General features: G+C 70.1%; 16 protein-coding genes. 14 read left to right on the top strand and 2 right to left on the bottom strand.

The window, feature by feature from the left end; all coding sequences use genetic code 11:
• The 14 genes from urtC to ureG all read left to right on the top strand — a co-directional run bounded on the left by urtC (position 1) and on the right by ureG (position 14,362).
• Positions 1 to 1,182: an urea ABC transporter permease subunit UrtC gene (urtC, locus tag BM43_RS27740; RefSeq protein ID WP_013696868.1), complete on the top strand. Its 1,182-nt coding sequence runs from the start codon at positions 1 to 3 to the stop codon at positions 1,180 to 1,182.
• Complete coding sequence (urtD, locus tag BM43_RS27735; protein WP_017919637.1) at positions 1,179 to 2,045, top strand: urea ABC transporter ATP-binding protein UrtD; 867 nt, start codon at positions 1,179 to 1,181, stop codon at positions 2,043 to 2,045. Before urtC ends, urtD begins: the two co-directional genes overlap by 4 nt.
• Positions 2,046 to 2,068: 23 nt before the next feature.
• The gene (gene urtE / locus BM43_RS27730; RefSeq protein WP_013696866.1) at positions 2,069 to 2,761 is read left to right on the top strand and encodes an urea ABC transporter ATP-binding subunit UrtE; all 693 of its coding nucleotides are present in this window, start codon (positions 2,069 to 2,071) and stop codon (positions 2,759 to 2,761) included.
• A 566-nt stretch (positions 2,762 to 3,327) separates the two neighbouring features.
• On the top strand, positions 3,328 to 5,838 hold the full coding sequence (locus BM43_RS27725) for a family 20 glycosylhydrolase (RefSeq protein WP_036047999.1): 2,511 nt from the start codon (positions 3,328 to 3,330) through the stop codon (positions 5,836 to 5,838).
• Between the two features lie 302 nt (positions 5,839 to 6,140).
• The gene (locus BM43_RS27720) at positions 6,141 to 6,482 is read left to right on the top strand and encodes a PadR family transcriptional regulator (protein WP_036048002.1); all 342 of its coding nucleotides are present in this window, start codon (positions 6,141 to 6,143) and stop codon (positions 6,480 to 6,482) included.
• Positions 6,479 to 7,702 (top strand): DUF1700 domain-containing protein, encoded by a 1,224-nt coding sequence (locus tag BM43_RS27715; RefSeq protein WP_036048004.1) that lies wholly within the window; start codon positions 6,479 to 6,481, stop codon positions 7,700 to 7,702. Before BM43_RS27720 ends, BM43_RS27715 begins: the two co-directional genes overlap by 4 nt.
• 56 nt (positions 7,703 to 7,758) lie before the next feature.
• Positions 7,759 to 8,529, top strand: coding sequence for a BPSS1780 family membrane protein (locus BM43_RS27710; RefSeq protein WP_036048007.1), 771 nt, complete (start codon positions 7,759 to 7,761; stop codon positions 8,527 to 8,529).
• Positions 8,530 to 8,710: 181 nt separating this feature from the next.
• Positions 8,711 to 9,607 (top strand): urease accessory protein UreD, encoded by an 897-nt coding sequence (locus tag BM43_RS27705; RefSeq protein ID WP_036048009.1) that lies wholly within the window; start codon positions 8,711 to 8,713, stop codon positions 9,605 to 9,607.
• 233 nt (positions 9,608 to 9,840) lie between these two features.
• Positions 9,841 to 10,143: an urease subunit gamma gene (ureA, locus tag BM43_RS27700; protein WP_013696860.1), complete on the top strand. Its 303-nt coding sequence runs from the start codon at positions 9,841 to 9,843 to the stop codon at positions 10,141 to 10,143.
• Between the two features lie 8 nt (positions 10,144 to 10,151).
• Positions 10,152 to 10,457 (top strand): urease subunit beta, encoded by a 306-nt coding sequence (locus BM43_RS27695; protein WP_036048012.1) that lies wholly within the window; start codon positions 10,152 to 10,154, stop codon positions 10,455 to 10,457.
• A 76-nt stretch (positions 10,458 to 10,533) separates the two neighbouring features.
• The gene (gene ureC, locus BM43_RS27690) at positions 10,534 to 12,240 is read left to right on the top strand and encodes an urease subunit alpha (protein WP_036048015.1); all 1,707 of its coding nucleotides are present in this window, start codon (positions 10,534 to 10,536) and stop codon (positions 12,238 to 12,240) included.
• A gap of 20 nt (positions 12,241 to 12,260) precedes the next feature.
• A complete protein-coding gene (gene ureE, locus BM43_RS27685; protein WP_036048017.1) occupies positions 12,261 to 13,040 on the top strand; it encodes an urease accessory protein UreE in 780 nt (259 codons plus the stop codon).
• A complete protein-coding gene (locus tag BM43_RS27680; RefSeq protein WP_036052851.1) occupies positions 13,027 to 13,707 on the top strand; it encodes an urease accessory protein UreF in 681 nt (226 codons plus the stop codon). Before ureE ends, BM43_RS27680 begins: the two co-directional genes overlap by 14 nt.
• Positions 13,708 to 13,717: 10 nt before the next feature.
• Positions 13,718 to 14,362 (top strand): urease accessory protein UreG, encoded by a 645-nt coding sequence (ureG, locus tag BM43_RS27675; protein WP_013696855.1) that lies wholly within the window; start codon positions 13,718 to 13,720, stop codon positions 14,360 to 14,362.
• A 64-nt stretch (positions 14,363 to 14,426) separates the two neighbouring features.
• Here the strand turns inward: ureG and waaA are convergent, their stop codons facing one another.
• Together waaA and kdoO are read right to left on the bottom strand one after the other, a co-directional pair.
• The gene (gene waaA / locus BM43_RS27670) at positions 14,427 to 15,776 is read right to left on the bottom strand and encodes a lipid IV(A) 3-deoxy-D-manno-octulosonic acid transferase (protein WP_036048019.1); all 1,350 of its coding nucleotides are present in this window, start codon (positions 15,774 to 15,776) and stop codon (positions 14,427 to 14,429) included.
• 38 nt (positions 15,777 to 15,814) lie between these two features.
• Positions 15,815 to 16,699 carry a Kdo hydroxylase KdoO gene (kdoO, locus tag BM43_RS27665; protein ID WP_036048022.1) on the bottom strand — a complete coding sequence of 295 codons (885 nt, stop codon included), beginning with the start codon at positions 16,697 to 16,699 and terminating at the stop codon, positions 15,815 to 15,817.
• Position 16,700: the final 1 nt, after the last annotated feature.

Here is a 16,700-nt window from a genome sequence, read left to right as displayed (position 1 = left end):
ATGACCTCGATCACTTCCTCTTCCTCGCTGGCGCCGGCCACGGTGCCCACGCCCGTCGCGGGCGGCGCGCCCGGCTTCGCGCTGGGCCTGCCGCCGCGCGCGGCGCTGCTGTCGCGCCGCGCCTGGCTCGCGCTGATCGCACTGTGCATCGCGATCGGCATCGGCGTGCCGCTGGCCGCGCTGGTGGTACCCGAATCGAGCGCCTTCCACCTGTCCGCCTACGCGATGACGATCGCCGGCAAGTTCATGTGCTACGCGATCGGCGCGCTCGCGCTCGACCTGGTATGGGGCTACTGCGGGATCCTGAGCCTCGGCCACGGGCTGTTCTTCGCGCTCGGCGGTTATGCGATCGGCATGTACCTGATGCGCGAGATCGGCCACGACGGCGTCTACGGCAGCAGCCTGCCCGACTTCATGGTGTTCCTGAACTGGAAGTCGCTGCCCTGGTACTGGAGCGGCTCGGACCACCTCGCGGTGGCGCTCGTGCTGGTGGTGCTGGTGCCGGCCGTGGTCGCCTGGGTGTTCGGCTTCTTCACCTTCCGCTCGCGCGTGAAGGGCGTCTACCTGTCGATCATCACCCAGGCCATGACCTTCGCGGCGATGCTGCTGTTCTATCGCAACGAGACCGGCTTCGGCGGCAACAACGGCTTCACCGACTTCAAGCGCCTCGCCGGCTACGGCATCACCTCGCCCGGCATGCGCACGGTGCTGCTGCTCGCGAGCTTCGCCACCCTGGTGCTGGCCTTCCTCGCCGCGCGCGCGATCGTCACCTCGAAGCTCGGCCGGGTGGTCACCGCCGTGCGCGACGGCGAAACGCGCCTGATGTTCCTCGGCTACAGCCCGCTCGCCTACAAGCTGTTCATCTGGACCGTCTCGGCCGTGCTGTGCGGCATCGCCGGCGCCTTGTACGTGCCGCAGGTCGGCATCATCAATCCCAGCGAGATGTCGCCGGGCAACTCGATCGAGATGGCGATCTGGGTGGCGGTGGGCGGGCGCGGCACGCTGATCGGGCCGATCGTCGGCGCCTTCGCGGTGAACGGCGCGAAGAGCTTCTTCACCGCCTACTTCGCCGAATACTGGCTGTTCTTCCTCGGCCTGATCTTCGTGCTGGTGCCGCTGCTGATGCCGCGCGGCATCGTCGGCCTGGTCGATTCCCTGATCAAACGCGGAGCGCGTCGATGAACGAGAACGGCATGATGCCCGACCTGGCCCAGCCCGACGGCGGCGCCGAGGCGCTCACCCTCAGCGGCGTGGCCTCGATGGCGCGCGTGGTCGAGCCCGGCGCGATCGATACCTCGCACGGCACCATCCTCTACCTGGAGGACGTCGAGGTCAGCTTCGACGGCTTTCGCGCGTTGAGGAAGCTGTCGCTGTCGATCGACGCGGGCGAGCTGCGCTGCGTGATCGGCCCGAACGGCGCCGGCAAGACCACCATGATGGACGTGATCACCGGCAAGACCCGGCCCGACGCGGGCAAGGTGTTCCTCGGCCAGACCCTCGACCTGTCGCGCATGAGCGAGCCCGAGATCGCGCGCACCGGTATCGGCCGCAAGTTCCAGAAGCCGACCGTGTTCGAGGCGCACCCGGTCTGGGAGAACCTCGAGCTGGCGATGAAGACCGACAAGGGCTGGCTGGCCTCGCTGCGCGCGCGGCTCGACCGCTCGGCGCAGCGCCGCATCGAGGAGACGCTCGCGCTGATCAAGCTCGAGGACAGCGCCTACCGCCTGGCCGGCGAGCTGTCGCACGGCCAGAAGCAGCGGCTCGAGATCGGCATGCTGCTGATGCAGCAGCCGGCCCTGCTACTGCTCGACGAACCCGCGGCCGGCATGACCGACCACGAGACCATGGAGCTGGCGCAGTTGCTGAACGCGCTGCGCGGCAGTTGCTCGATGATGGTGGTCGAGCACGACATGGAATTCGTCGCGGCGCTGGCCGGCGAGACCGGCTGCGTGACCGTGATGGCCGAAGGCGCGGTGCTCGCGCAGGGCACGCTCGAGCAGGTCAAGCGCGACGAGGCCGTGATCGAGTCCTACCTCGGCCGTTGACGAATCTGAAGGACAACCTGCTCATGCTGAAGATCGATTCCCTCAACCAGTTCTACGGCGGCAGCCATATCCTGCGCAACGTCAACCTGAGTGCCGAGGAAGGCAAGCTGACCGTTTTGCTCGGCCGCAACGGCGTGGGCAAGACCACCCTGCTGCGCTGCCTGATGGGCGTGGTGGCCGCGAAGAACGGGCAGATCGCCTGGCGCGGCAAGCCGCTCGACGCGCTGGCGCCGCATGCGCGTGTCGCCGCCGGGCTCGCCTACGTGCCGCAAGGCCGCGATATCTTCCCGCGCCTGACCGTGGAGGAGAACCTGCTGGTGGGCGCGGCCAGCCGCAAGGCACCCTCGAAGGTGCCGGATCGCATCTACGAATTGTTCCCGGTGCTGCGCGAGATGCGCACGCGGCGCGGCGGCGATCTCTCCGGCGGCCAGCAGCAGCAGCTCGCGATCGGCCGCGCGCTGATGAGCGAGCCGCAACTGCTGATCCTCGACGAGCCGACCGAGGGCATCCAGCCTTCGATCATCCAGGACATCGGCCGCACGCTGCGGCAACTGGTCGACGAAACCGGGATGACCGTGCTGCTGGTCGAGCAGTATTACGACTTCGCGAAGTCGATCGCCGATCACTACTGGGTGATGAGCCGCGGCGAGATCGTCGCCGGCGGCGCCGCCGACGAGATGGACGCCAAGGGCGTGCGCGAGCTGATCGCCGTCTGAGCCTGCCCCGCCTTCCCCCGCTCCCGGGGCGCCCCCCGCGCCCCGGATTTCCACGACAAGCCCGCCGATCGCGAGCACCTCGCCGGCCGCGACCCCGCCCGCTTCCCCCTTGCCCGTCCCCTCCCCGCCCCGATTCCTTCCCGGGCATTCGGGTTAATGCCAGTTCAATTCCAAATCAATACCACTTGAACACCAATTGGAGTTTTCGTAATATTTCGCGCAAGGCTGACGACAGGCCGCGTCCCACTGAGAGGGGGAGACATGAAGAATTCCGCTTCGGCGCGCCGCGTTGCGCCCCAGGCTTGCCGGCATGCCGGCGGCCGACCCTGCCCCACGCCATTCCCGTAGTTCCGCTGCCGCCGGCACGCGCGCGAGCGCGCCCCGGCGTCCAGCCCGCCTCAGCACCTGCTGCATCCGCCGCACCCGTTTGACGATTGCCGCGCCACCGATCCGCGATGTCCATCGGGCATCGCGCGTGCCGTCGCGCGCCCGTTTCCTGGACACACCGGCCGCCACGATCCCGGGCTCCCGGTCCTTGATTCGCCGCATCCTCTTGGGGAAATCCGATGAACCGAACGCTGCTCCTGAAGGCCGCCCTGATCGCGGCCGCCGTGCTACCGGCCGCCGCCGGCGCGCAATCTGCCCAGACCTTCAACGCGCCGATGCCGGGCGCACCTGCCACGCCCGGCGCGCAGGCCAGGCCGCCGGGCGGCATCCTCAGCCCATTCCTGCTGTCGGCCCAGCTCGGCCGCGACCTGATGCTGCATTACGCGATCGACAACAACAACGCGAACGCGGCCGGCATGCCCTGCGCCGATCTCGGCGCCGATTCGGCCAGCTGCGCCACCGGCCGGCTGATCCTCGAGAATCGCGGCCAGGCGCGCATCAGCGGCGACGGCTGGAAGCTCTACCTGCACAGCATCCGGCGCCTGCTGCGCATCGACCATCCCGGCTTCACGCTGCGCCACCTGACGGGCGACCTCTACGAGCTGACGCCCAAGCCCGGCGCGGTCACGCTCGCGCCCGGCGCGCGCCTGACCGTGCCCTTCGTGGCCGAATACTGGTTCCTGCGCTACAGCGATCTGCTGCCGCGCCCCTACGTGATCGTCTCGGGCGCGCTGCCGACCGTGCTGCGCCACAACGACACCGACGACGAGACGCGCTACGTCGATTCGCTGCCGGCCGACGCGCAGAGCAGCTCGACCGGCAACGCGCCGCCCGCCACGGTCCAGCCGATGGCGTCGCGCGCCCTGCCGAGCGTGAAGCGCGAGCGCCTCGGCAACGACACGGTGGAGCTGCGCGGCGTGCAGCTGGCACTCACCGGCCTCGCGGCCAACCACGTGGCGGCCCTGCGCGAGCGCGCCGGCGAGCTGGGCCTGGGCGGCTCGGGCCTGCCGGTGCGCGGCAGCATCGTGCCGCAGCAACTGCCCGCCGACATCGCGATCCCCGGCGGCTACCGGCTCTCGATCACGCGCCAGGGCGCGAACATCGAGGCCTACGACCAGACCGGCCTCTACTACGGCGTGCAGACGCTGTTCTCGCTGACGCCGGCCGGCGGCGGCCGGATCCCGGCCATGCAGGTGGAGGACGCGCCGCGCTTCCCGCATCGCGGCATGCACGCCGACCTGGCGCGCAACTTCAAGCACGCCGACACGCTGCGCAAGCTGATCGACCAGATGAGCGCCTACAAGCTCAACCGCCTGCACCTGCACCTGTCCGACGACGAGGGCTGGCGCATCGAGATCCCCGGCCTGCTCGAGCTGACGGCGGTGGGCTCGCGGCGCTGCCACGATCCGAGCGAGACGCTGTGCCTGCTGCCGCAGCTCGGCTCGGGGCCGGACAACCGCTCGGGCGGCGGCTACCTGCGCCGCGACGAATACGTCTCGTTGCTGCGCTACGCGGCCGAGCGCTTCGTCGACGTGATTCCCGAGATCGACATGCCGGCCCACGCGCGCGCCGCGGTGCAGTCGATGGAGGTGCGCTACCGGCTGTTCCACGCGCTCGGCCGCGAGCGCGAGGCCAGCGAATACCGGCTGATCGATCCGCAGGACACCTCGAACACGCTGTCGGTGCAGTTCTACGACCGCCGCAGCTACCTCAACCCCTGCGCGCCCGGCTCGCTGAAATTCGCCACCAAGGTGATCCGCGAGATCGCCGCGATGTACGCCGATGCGCAGGCGCCGCTGCCGATCTGGCACTTCGGCGGCGACGAGGCCAAGAACATCCTGCTCGGCGCCGGCTTCCAGCCGCTCAACGGCAACGACCCGAACAAGGGCCGCGTCGACCAGGCCGCGCAGGACCTGCCCTGGGCCCGCTCGCCAATGTGCACCGCCCTGCTGCAGCGCGGCGAGATCAAGTCGACCGAGGAGTTGCCGACGCGCTTCGCGCAGCAGGTCAGCGCGCAGGTCGCGGCCAACGGCATCGGCACCATGGCGGCCTGGCAGGACGGCCTCAAGCATGCCAACGGCCCGCAGGACTTCAGCACCCGCAACACCATGGTGACGCTGTGGGACACGCTGTTCTGGGGCGCCGCCGACAGCGCGCGGGACTGGAGCGCGAAGGGCTATCGCACCGTGCTGGCACTGCCCGACTACCTCTACTTCGACTTCCCCTACACCACCAACCCGCGTGAGCGCGGCTACTACTGGGGCTCGCACGCGACCGACGAGTACAAGGTGTTCTCGTTCGCGCCGGAGAACCTGCCGCAGAACGCCGAGGTGATCGGCGACCGCGACGGCAATCCGTTCGAGGTGACCGGCACCGGCGCCGCGCCGCGCCTGGAAGGCATGCAGGGCCAGGCCTGGGGCGAGGTGATGCGCAACGACAGCGAGTTCGAGTACATGGTGTATCCGCGCTTGCTGGCACTGGCCGAACGCGCCTGGCATCGCGCCGACTGGGAGCGCCCGTACGCGGCCGGCGTGCGCTACAAGCTCGGCGACACGCACCTGGTCGACAAGGACGCGCTGAACAAGGACTGGGCCGGCTTCGCCACCGTGCTCAAGCAGCGCGAGCTGCCGAAGCTGGGGCGCGCCGGGATCGGCTACCGCTCGCCGACCTTCAGCCTGTCCGGCAGTTGATCGGCTCCGATCGGCACGGCGCCGGCCGGCTCCCGGCCGCCGGCGCCGTGCAGGTCACCCCGATGGCGGGCGGCGCCCAATGCCAGCCATCGCGCCCCCGTATTCTTCCCTCACCTGCCCGGCAAGGCCGTCCCGCTTGCCGGGCGCGGTTTTTCCCGCCTCCGCTGTCGTGCATGAAACAGTACCTTGCATAAAACAATACCGGCTGCTACATTGCAGCCCATGGCTCGACGGAACAAGTCCCGCCAACAATCGTGCATTGCAAGGTACCCTGCAATGCACACCAAAGCAGACGGATTCGCATGAAGACCCAGTTGAAAAAGGGAACGCTCGACATGTGCGTGCTGGCCGTGCTGGCACGCGGGGACAGCTACGCCTACGAACTCGTCTCGACGCTGTCGGAAACCATGGAAATCAGCGAGGGCACCATCTACCCGCTGATGCGACGCCTGCAGGCCGAGGCCTGGGTGTCGACCTACTTCGTCGAGTCGAGCTCGGGGCCGCCGCGCAAGTACTACTCGCTGACGGCCGCGGGGCGCAACAGCCTGGCGGGCATGGAACAGGAATGGCGCAGTTTCGTCAATGAGGTCAACGGCGTGCTCGGCTTGCCCGGCGTGCCAACCGCGACAGGGGAGCAGCAATGACGCAGGACGCATTCATCGAGCAATTGCGGCATGAACTGCGGAGTTTGCCGAAGCACGTGGTCGACGAGATCGTCGCCGACTACCGCGAGTACATCGGCGACGCGTTGGCCGCCGGCCGAAGCGAGCCCGAGGTGGTGGCCGCGCTGGGCGACCCCGCCAAGCTCGCCCGCGAGCTGCGCGCGCAGGCCAACTTCCGCCAGTGGGAGACGCGCCGCTCGTTCGGCAACCTGATGCGCGTGTTCGCCTCGATCGCCGGGCTGGGCCTGCTGCAATTGCTGCTGCTGGTGCCCTTCATGTTCTACCTGCTGCTGCTCACCGCCGCATATACGCTGTCGGCGGGGCTGTTCGCCGCGGGCCTGGCGATCGTGCTGATGCTCGGCAGCCATCACCTGTTCGGCTGGCCCTCGGCCGACTTCATCCCGTTCAGCATCGAGGCCGGCTCCGACGACGGCAAGACCGGCGCGAAGGCGGCCGCCGGTCGCGACGTGGATGAAGACGACGACGATGACGACGAGAAATCCGCCGCCGCGAGCGCGCCGCAGGCTCCGCCCGCCCCCGAGGCACCGAAGGTGAGCCAGGCCGGCACCGCCGCGGCGAGCACCGAAGCGCTGCTGGCGCACCTGAACGTGCCCGACCTGCGGGTGGACGGCGAGCGCTTCGTGCTGCGCCCGCAAGCCGGCACGCATGTATCGATCGTCACCACGGCGGGGCCCCTCGAGCTGAACAATCGCGACGGCAAGCTGCGCGTCGAGGCGGTCGGCGGCTCGCGCGCGCTGTTCACCGTCGAGGGAGAAAGCTGGTCGATCCGGCGCGTCGACGTGGTGGCGCTGGAGCTGCGCAACAAGCAGGGCGACAAGGTCTCGGCCGCGCGCGTGGGCAGCAAGCCCGAGTCGATGGCCTGGGACATCCGGGACCGCGACGGCAACATGTCCTTCGTCGCGGGCGACACCCCGCACCTGAGCCTGAAGAGCGGCGAGGACTCGATCGAGATCGACCGCAACCACGTCGCGCTCGGCAGCGGACGCGATCGCCTGGTGATCGTCGGCTCGCACGGCGAGCGCATCGGCACCCTGCTCTACGGCTTCGCGATGCTGGTCAGCGGCCTGCTCGGCCTCTGGCTCTGCCTGCTGCTGACACGCGCCACCTGGCGCGGCCTGGTGCGCTACGTGCGCCGCCAGGCCGAACGCATCACCGAACGACTCGACACCGGCGCGGCCTGACGCGGCGCGCCATCCCCCTGACTCATGCAGTGTTTTTTCATCGAGAGGAAACGGTCATGAACCGGCACATCGCTTCCAGCGCGGCAGCCGTCGCGCGTCCCTACGATCCGCGTCGTCGCGGCACCCCGCGCGGGGTATCGATTCGTCAGTTGCCCGGCTGGCTCGCGCACGGGCTGTCGATCGCGCGCCAGCGGCCCGTCTGGTGGCTGTTCGCGCTGCTCGCCTGCGCCGACGCGGCCACCCTGTTCGAACTCGCGCCGCGCCTCGCGCTGCTCGCGCCGATGGCCGCGCCACTGGCGGCCGCCGTGCTGGTGCTGATGCAGGAACGCGCCACCCATGCGCGAGCCTGGTCGTTCGGCGAAGCCTGGCTGGCGGTGGCCGAGCATCGCAGCACACTGTTCACGATCGGCTGCGCGACGGCCGCGATCGCCGGTGCCGGCTATGCGGCCGCGCATGGCCTGCGCCAGTCGCACCTGATGCCCGCCGACCCGCTCGAGGCCGAAGCGCTGGCGCTGCTGGTGGCGCTGCCCTGCTACGCGCTGGCGCTCGCCCTGTTCTGGTTCGCGCCGGCCCTGGTGGTGCTGCGCCGCGCATCGGCCGGCGAGGCCATGCTGGCAAGCGCGCGCGCCGTGCTGCGCAACCTGCCGATCGCGCTGGTCCATGCCCTCGCGCTGGGCGCCGACGCGCTGGCCGCGCCGTGGCTGCCGGTGGCCCTGCGCGCCCTGGTGGTCACGCCGCTGCTGGCCGCGCTGGTCGTGCTGGGCATGTACGCGAGCTACCGCGCGCTGCTCGGCGATCGCTGGACCGCCTCGCCGGCACGCGGCTGAGCCGGGGCCGCAATATTGATCCGCGCGCGCCGGCATGGCCGCCTGAGGTAGCATGTCGGCGCGCGGCAGGAGCCGCGCCGGAACGCAGTCGAAGCGCAGCAGCCAGGCCGCCGGTTCCGGATTGTCCGGATCGCGCGGCTCGCTCGCCCGGTCCCTTGCCCGATGCCTTCCCGTTCGTTCGATGTCCGCTCACGATCCGCACGCCCCCGCCTCACCCGATAGCGCCACCACCGGTGCCGCCGCGAAGAAATCCTGGCGCGCCACGCTCGAGCTCGGCTTCGAGCGGCAATCCGCGCAGCGCACGGCGCTGGTACACCGCCGCCACGACGGGCCGCTGCGGATCCAGCGGCCCCTCTATCCCGAAGGCGACGCGATCTGCCACGCGGTGATCGTGCATCCGCCCGGCGGCGTGGCCGGCGGCGACCGGCTCGACATCGCGGTGCGCGTCGGCGCCGGCTCGCATGCGGTGATCACCACGCCGGGCGCCACCAAGTGGTACAAGTCCAACGGCCTGGACGCGCGGCAGCGCATCGCCATCGAAGTGGGAGATGACGCCCGCCTGGACTGGCTGCCGCAGAACAACCTGTTCTTCGACGCGGCGCAGGCCTCGCTGGAGTTTTCGCTGACGCTCGGCGAACGCGCCAGCGTGATCGGCTGGGACGTCTCGCAGTTGGGCAGGCAGGCCGCCGGCGAAACCTGGTCGGTCGGGCGCATCGCCTCGTATGCGCGCATCGTCGGCGCCGACGGACAGCCGCTCTGGGTCGAGCGCGCGCACCTGGGCGCGACCGAGCCGCTGCGCGAGACACCGCAAGGGCTGGCCGGCTTCCCCGTGTATGGCACGCTGTGGGCGATCGGTGACGCCTGCACCGACGCGCTGGCGGAATCGCTGGCGCCGACGCTGCCTTTCACCGACACGCTGCGCGCCGGTGCCACCTGCGTCGCGCCGCGCGTGATGCTGGTGCGCGCGCTGGCCGGCTCGGTCGAGGCGCTGCAGCAGTTGTTCGTCGAGCAGTGGACGCGGCTGCGCCCGGTGGTGCACGGCGTCGAGGCGAAACCGCTGCGGCTCTGGCAGACCTGAGGCTCTCGTCCCCTTACCCCTCTTCCCCGCACCATCTCGATGCACCGCACCGGCCCCGCGCACCGGCGCGGTGAGCGCACGCACGCAAACGGGCCGCGCAACGCACTACCGCATGGCACACGGCTTGCATTCAGACAGAACCTCATGCGGGCCACCGGTCGCGATGCTAGGATCGCTTGCCATATCTGCAACACACGCTCGAATCATTACGTCTAGCTAAACATTAGGCTTTCATGAAGCTGACCCCACGAGAGAAGGACAAGCTGTTGATCTTCACCGCCGCGCTGCTGGCCGAGCGCCGCCGCGCCCGCGGGCTGAAGCTCAACTACCCGGAGACGGTCGCGTTCATCACCGCGGCGCTGATGGAAGCCGCCCGCGACGGCAAGACCGTGGCCGAGGTGATGCACTACGGCACCACCCTGCTCACCCGCGAGGACGTGATGGACGGCGTGGCCGAGATGATTCCCGACATCCAGGTCGAGGCGACGTTTCCCGACGGCACCAAGCTGGTCACCGTCCATCACCCGATTCCCTGAGGCCCACCATGATCCCCGGCGAAATCCTCACCGACGACGGCGAGCACGAGCTCAACGTCGGCCGCGCCACGCTCACGCTGGCGGTCGCCAATACCGGCGACCGGCCGGTGCAGGTCGGCTCGCACTACCACTTCCACGAAGTCAACGACGCGCTGTCCTTTGATCGCGCCGCCGCGCGCGGCTATCGGCTCAATATCGCCGCCGGCACCGCCGTGCGCTTCGAGCCCGGCCAGACGCGCACCATCGAGCTGGTCGAGCTGGCGGGGGATCGCATCGTCTACGGCTTCCAGGGCAAGGTGATGGGCAAGCTCTGAGCCCGCCAGGCCGGCCCCCGCGCCCTCTCATCGTTCGCAGCCCGGCCCCGGCCGGGCGCCCCAAGGATTCGACACCATGACACTACGCTTGAGCCGCCGCGCGTACGCGGAAATGTTCGGCCCGACCACCGGCGACCGCATCCGCCTCGCCGACACCGAACTGCTGATCGAGGTCGAGCGAGACTGCACGATCTACGGCGAGGAAGTGAAGTTCGGCGGCGGCAAGGTGATCCGCGACGGCATGGGCCAGTCGCAGCGCGGGGCCGCCGAGGTGGCCGACACGGTGGTGACCAATGCGGTGATTCTCGATCACTGGGGCATCGTCAAGGCCGACATCGCCATCAAGGACGGCCGCATCCAGTCGATCGGCAAGGCCGGCAACCCCGACATCCAGCCCGGCGTGACCATCGCGATCGGCGCGGGCACCGAGGTGATCGCCGGCGAGGGCATGATCGTCACGGCCGGCGGCATCGACACCCACATCCACTTCATCAGCCCGCAGCAGATCGACGAGGCGCTGGCCTCGGGCGTGACCACCATGATCGGCGGCGGCACCGGCCCCGCGGCCGGCACCAACGCCACCACCTGCACGCCGGGGCCCTGGCATATCGAGCGCATGCTGCAGGCCGCCGACGGCTGGCCGATCAACATCGGCTTCCTCGGCAAGGGCAACGTGAGCCTGCCGCAGCCGGCCGAGGAGCAGATCGCGGCCGGCGCAATCGGCCTCAAGCTGCACGAGGACTGGGGCTCCACGCCCGCGGCCATCGACAACTGCCTGACGGTTGCGGACGCAACCGATACGCAGGTGGCGATCCACACCGACACGCTCAACGAGGGCGGCTTCGTCGAATCGACGGTGGCCGCCTTCAAGGGCCGCACGATCCACACCTATCACACCGAGGGTGCCGGCGGCGGCCACGCGCCCGATATCCTGAAGGTCTGCTCGGAGCTGAACGTGCTGCCCTCGTCGACCAACCCGACGCGGCCCTACACGATCAACACGCTCGACGAGCACCTCGACATGCTGATGGTCTGCCATCACCTCGATCCGTCGATCGCCGAGGACCTGGCCTTCGCCGAATCGCGGATCCGCCGCGAGACCATCGCCGCCGAGGACATCCTGCACGACCTCGGCGCGCTGTCGATGATGTCCTCGGATTCGCAGGCGATGGGCCGGGTGGGCGAGGTGATCATCCGCGCCTGGCAGACCGCGCACAAGATGAAGGTGCAGCGCGGCCGGCTGCCCGAGGACGGCGCGCGCAACGACAATTTCCGCGCCAAGCGCTACGTCGCGAAGTACACCATCAATCCGGCGCTCACGCACGGCATCGCGCACGAGGTCGGCTCGATCGAGCCGGGCAAGTGGGCCGACCTGGTGCTGTGGGAACCGGCCTTCTTCGGCGTGAAGCCGGCCATGATCCTCAAGGGCGGCATGATCGCGGTGGCCCAGATGGGCGACCCGAACGCCTCGATCCCGACGCCGCAGCCGGTGCATTTCCGCGAGATGTTCGCCACCCGCGGCGGCGCGCTCGGGCGCACCTCGCTGACCTTCGTCTCGCAGTTGGCGGCCGATCGCGGCGTGGCCGCGCGCTACGGGCTGGCCAAGCAGGTGGTGGCGGTGCGCGGCTGCCGCACGGTGACCAAGGCCGACATGATCCACAACGCCTGGCGTCCGAGCATCACGGTCGACCCCGAAACCTACGACGTGGTGGCCAACGGCCAGTTGCTGACCTGCGAGCCGGCCACGGTGCTGCCGATGGCGCAGCGCTACTTCCTGTTCTGACCGGATTCCGATTACGTTTCATGCGCACTCTCGACAAACGCATTGCCCCGAACGTGAAGCTGGCCGCCTCGCTGGTGGCCCGCGCGCCAACCCTCACGCTGGCCTATGACGCGCGCTGCCGCAGCCGCTTCGCGGCCACGCTCGACAGCGGCGAGGAGCTGGCCGTGGTGCTGCCGCGCGGCACCGTGCTGGCCGATGGCGACGTGCTGGTGGCCGACGACGGCGCGCTGGTGCGCGTGGTGGCCGCCGCCGAGGCGGTGATGCGGGTACGCGCGCCCGACGCGCTGACCTTCACGCGCGCGGCCTACCACCTCGGCAATCGCCACACGCCGGTCGAGATCGGCCTGGACACGCTCAAGCTCGAATACGATCCGGTGCTGGCCGACATGCTGACGCGGCTCGGCGCGCACGTCGAACGCGTCGAGGCGCCGTTCCAGCCCGAGGCGGGCGCGTATGGCGGCGGTCATCGGCACGGCCACGACGCGAGCTTCGCGGAAGACTACGCGCTCGCGCAGCAGGTGTATGGCGAGCATCACGGACATGCGCACGGCCACGATCACGACGATCATGGGCACGGGCACGATCATGCGCATGCGCATGCGCACGGCGCGCACACGCATCAGCATGGCCATGACCACGCCCACCACGGGGCGACTCACGAACACGGCCACACCCATTCGCACGACCACGAACATTCCCACGGCGCGGCCTCGCACGCGCATTCGCACGAACATCGGCACGATCACGAGCACCGGCACGGCGACGACTGCAAGCATTGCCATGACCATGGACACGACTGAACTCGTCGCGCTGCTGCACCTGGCCTCGCCGGCCCTGCCGATCGGCGCCTTCAGCTATTCGCAGGGTTTCGAGGCCGCGCTCGACGCCGAGCTGATCCGCGACGCCGACAGCGCGCGCGACTGGATCGCCAGCGGCCTGGCCGACGTGCTCGCGCTCGGCGAGCTGCCGCTGGTCGCGCACCAGCTCGAACGCTGGCGCCGGCACGACACCGAGGCGCTGCTCGACGCCAATGCGGAATTCATCGCCAGCCGCGAATCGGCCGAACTGCGCCGCGAGACCGAGCAGATGGGCTGGTCGCTCGCCCAGCTGTGCGGCTCGCTCGAATGGGGCGACGCCGCCCGGCGCGCCACGCTGGCCGCGATGCGCCCCATCGCGCTGCCCACCGCCTATGCCTTCGCGGCCGCCGCGCACGATGCGGCGCCCGATGCGACGCTGACCGCCTATGCCTTCGGCTGGGTCGAGAACCAGGCCGCCGCCGCGCTCAAGGCGGTGCCGCTCGGCCAGCTCGCCGGCCAGAAGATCCTGGTCTCGCTGCGCGGCACCATCGCGGCCGCGGTGCGCCGCGCGCTGGCCACGCCGCCCGAGGCGATCAACACCTTCGCGCCGCTGCTCGGCATCCTGTCGGCGCGGCACGAAACCCAGTACTCCCGACTGTTCCGCTCCTGAACGCACGACCATGAACACGCCCTCCGCTTCCTCCCGCCGTACCAAGAAACTGCCGCCGCTGCGCGTGGGCATCGGCGGCCCCGTCGGCTCCGGCAAGACCACCCTGCTCGAGATGCTCTGCAAGGCGATGCGCGAGCGCTACGACCTGGTGGCGATCACCAACGACATCTACACCAAGGAAGACCAGCGCCTGCTGACCGTGGCGGGCGCCCTGCCCGAGGAACGCATCATGGGCGTCGAGACCGGCGGCTGCCCGCACACGGCGATCCGCGAGGACGCCTCGATCAACCTCGAAGCCGTCGATCGCATGCTGGGCCGCTTCCCCGATGCCGACATCGTGTTCATCGAGTCGGGCGGCGACAATCTCGCGGCCACCTTCAGCCCCGAGCTGTCGGACCTGACGATCTACGTGATCGACGTGGCCGGCGGCGAGAAGATTCCGCGCAAGGGCGGCCCCGGCATCACCAAGTCGGACCTGCTGGTGATCAACAAGACCGACCTCGCGCCGCTGGTGGGCGCGAACCTGGAGATCATGGCCTCCGACACGCGCAAGATGCGCGGCGAGCGCCCCTACGTGATGACCAACCTGAAGGCGCTGGAAGGCGTGGCCGAGGTGATCGCCTTCATCGAGAAGAAGGGTTTGCTGAGCGCGTAAACGTGCGAACGGCCGGCAATGCCGGCCGTCTTCGCTCGGGGCGATGCGCCCTCCGATGGCGCGCTCAGGCCGGCTCGACCTCGTCGCGCGCGGCGGTGCCAGGCGGCGGCAGCAGCGCCGTCAGCACGTCGACGGTGCGCGCCGTCGCGCCGCGATGACGCGCGGCGAACGCGGCGCCGGCCGCGCCCATCGCGGCGCGCCGCGCCGGATCGGCGAACAGCGCATCGAGCGTCGTCGCCAGCTCTTCCGGATCCTGGACCTGGGCGGCCGCGCCGGCCGCCACCGCATCGGCCGTGGCCTGCGTGAAGTTGAACACGTGCGGGCCGATCAGCACCGGCACGCCCACCGCGCAGGCCTCGATCAGGTTCTGCCCGCCCAGCGGCAACAGGCTGCCGCCGATGAAGGCCACGTCGGCCGCCGCGTAATAGGCGCCGAGCTCGCCCATCGAATCGCCCAGCAGCACCGTGGTGTCGGCCGCCAGCGCCGCGTGGGCCTGCCCCGCCGCCGCCGCGCCTGCCGCCCACAGCGCCGAGCGGCGTACCACCGCCTGCCCCTCGCGCGCGGCCAGCGAGGCCACCTCGTCGAAACGCTGCGGATGACGCGGCACCAGGATCAGCAGCGCATGCGGCGTGTTCAGCGCCGCGAAGGCGCGCAGCACCAGCGCCTCCTCGCCCTCGCGCGTGCTGGCCGCCACCCACACCGGCCGCGAGCCGATCGCCTCGCGCCAGGCCCGGCCGCGCGCGGCCAGCTCCGGCGGCGTGCTCATGTCGAACTTCAGGTTGCCGAGCACGGCCAGGTTGCGCGCGCCGAGCGCGCCGAGCCGCTCGGCATCGGACGGGCTTTGCGCCAGCACCCGCGAGAAACCGCCGAACACCTCGCGCACCGCCGGGCCGAAACGCGAGGCGCGGCGGAACGAACGCGCCGACATGCGCGCATTGGTCAGCACCAGCGGCACCGAGGCGCGACGACACTCGTCGATCAGCGTGGGCCAGACCTCGGTCTCCATCACCAGCCCGAGCGTCGGCCGCCAGGCGCGCAGGAAGCGGCGCACCAGGTGCGGCATGTCGTAGGGGAGATAGCAGCGCAGCACGCGCGCGCCGAACAACTGCTCGCCGGTGGCGCGGCCGCTCGGCGTCATGTGGGTGAGCAGCAGCTTCGCGTCGGGCCGCGCGGCCAGCAACGCCTCGATCAGAGGCTGCGCGGCGCGCGTCTCGCCGACCGACACCGCATGCACCCAGATCAGCGGCGCCGCGTCGTCGGGCCCGCGTCGCGCGCGCATGGCCGGCGCGAGCTGGCCGAAGCGCTCGCCGATATGCTCGCGATAGCCTTGCTCCTTGCGCGAACGCCAGAACAGCCGCACTACCGCGGCGGGCGCGACGATCCACCAAAGCGCGCGATACACCGCTCTCAACATGACACCACCGTGGTTTGCTCCGTGCCTGCGCGCCCTGCTCAGACGAGCGCGCGCTGCTGCAGCCGCTCGAGGATGCCGAGCGGCGCGCGATCCGGCCGCGCCATCGCCTCGACCGGCAGGAAAAAGGTCTGTTCCATCATGAACTGGCCCGACATGACGGCATGGGACGTCTGGTCCGAGAAGCAGATCCAGACGCTGCCGGGCGGGAACGGCATGGTCTGCTGCGGGCAATCCCGCTGGTAGGCCAGGTCGGCCTTCATCGCGTCGTGCAGGTGCAGCATCAGGTGATCGTAGGCGCTGCGCCTGGACTTGGTGACGTGCAGCAACTCCAGCAGCCAGGCCGCGCCCGGCAACTGCGAGCGAATCCCCGGCAGAAAGCGCCGGGCGACGTCCTCGAACGGCTCGCCGACGCGCCACACGCGCGGCACGCCGGCCGGGTTGACGTTGCTGAACACGCGCAGGATCCGCTCGCCGTAGTTCGGCCGCGAGGGAAAGGCATCGACGTGCAGGCGGCTGTCGTCCTTGCGCCAGGAGCTCTCGCGCGTCTCGACCTGGCGCAGCCGCAGGCTGGTGGGCGCCACGCGCATGCGGCCGCGATACTCGGGGAACAGGCCGTCGACCAGCGAGGCCGCCTGCTGCTGGTAGCGCGCCACCAGCGCGCGCACGGCCGACTGCGTGACCGCGTCGCCGAGCACGCCCGCCACCGCGCCGCCGTTCGGCGCGAGGCTGATGTTCTTGCGCTTGGGATCGGCCAGCGCCGGGTCGAGCAGGGCTTCCTCGCCGCCCTCGATGGCGAAGCGCAGGTTCGGGAAATACAGCACCTTGCCGGTCTCGACGGCGGCGAGCAACTGCTCGCGCGGCATCGACAGTTGCTGCCCGTGCCAGTCGGCCGAGAGGACTTCGAGGATCTGGGATTCGCTCATG

The sequence above is a fragment of the Burkholderia gladioli genome (genome assembly GCF_000959725.1).
Classification (GTDB): Bacteria; Pseudomonadota; Gammaproteobacteria; order Burkholderiales; family Burkholderiaceae; genus Burkholderia; species Burkholderia gladioli.
Note: the sequence above shows the minus strand (reverse complement) of the source record. Positions and strands in the feature narration are given on the sequence as shown.

Bases quoted from the DNA above. Each gene is read 5' to 3' on its own strand.
- urtC (WP_013696868.1), top strand. From the start codon at position 1: ATGACCTCGATCACTTCCTCTTCCTCGCTGGCGCCGGCCACGGTGCCC.
- urtD (WP_017919637.1), top strand. From the start codon at position 1,179: ATGAACGAGAACGGCATGATGCCCGACCTGGCCCAGCCCGACGGCGGC.
- urtE (WP_013696866.1), top strand. From the start codon at position 2,069: ATGCTGAAGATCGATTCCCTCAACCAGTTCTACGGCGGCAGCCATATC.
- BM43_RS27725 (WP_036047999.1), top strand. From the start codon at position 3,328: ATGAACCGAACGCTGCTCCTGAAGGCCGCCCTGATCGCGGCCGCCGTG.
- BM43_RS27720 (WP_036048002.1), top strand. From the start codon at position 6,141: ATGAAGACCCAGTTGAAAAAGGGAACGCTCGACATGTGCGTGCTGGCC.
- BM43_RS27715 (WP_036048004.1), top strand. From the start codon at position 6,479: ATGACGCAGGACGCATTCATCGAGCAATTGCGGCATGAACTGCGGAGT.
- BM43_RS27710 (WP_036048007.1), top strand. From the start codon at position 7,759: ATGAACCGGCACATCGCTTCCAGCGCGGCAGCCGTCGCGCGTCCCTAC.
- BM43_RS27705 (WP_036048009.1), top strand. From the start codon at position 8,711: ATGTCCGCTCACGATCCGCACGCCCCCGCCTCACCCGATAGCGCCACC.
- ureA (WP_013696860.1), top strand. From the start codon at position 9,841: ATGAAGCTGACCCCACGAGAGAAGGACAAGCTGTTGATCTTCACCGCC.
- BM43_RS27695 (WP_036048012.1), top strand. From the start codon at position 10,152: ATGATCCCCGGCGAAATCCTCACCGACGACGGCGAGCACGAGCTCAAC.
- ureC (WP_036048015.1), top strand. From the start codon at position 10,534: ATGACACTACGCTTGAGCCGCCGCGCGTACGCGGAAATGTTCGGCCCG.
- ureE (WP_036048017.1), top strand. From the start codon at position 12,261: ATGCGCACTCTCGACAAACGCATTGCCCCGAACGTGAAGCTGGCCGCC.
- BM43_RS27680 (WP_036052851.1), top strand. From the start codon at position 13,027: ATGGACACGACTGAACTCGTCGCGCTGCTGCACCTGGCCTCGCCGGCC.
- ureG (WP_013696855.1), top strand. From the start codon at position 13,718: ATGAACACGCCCTCCGCTTCCTCCCGCCGTACCAAGAAACTGCCGCCG.
- waaA (WP_036048019.1), bottom strand. From the start codon at position 15,776: ATGTTGAGAGCGGTGTATCGCGCGCTTTGGTGGATCGTCGCGCCCGCC.
- kdoO (WP_036048022.1), bottom strand. From the start codon at position 16,699: ATGAGCGAATCCCAGATCCTCGAAGTCCTCTCGGCCGACTGGCACGGG.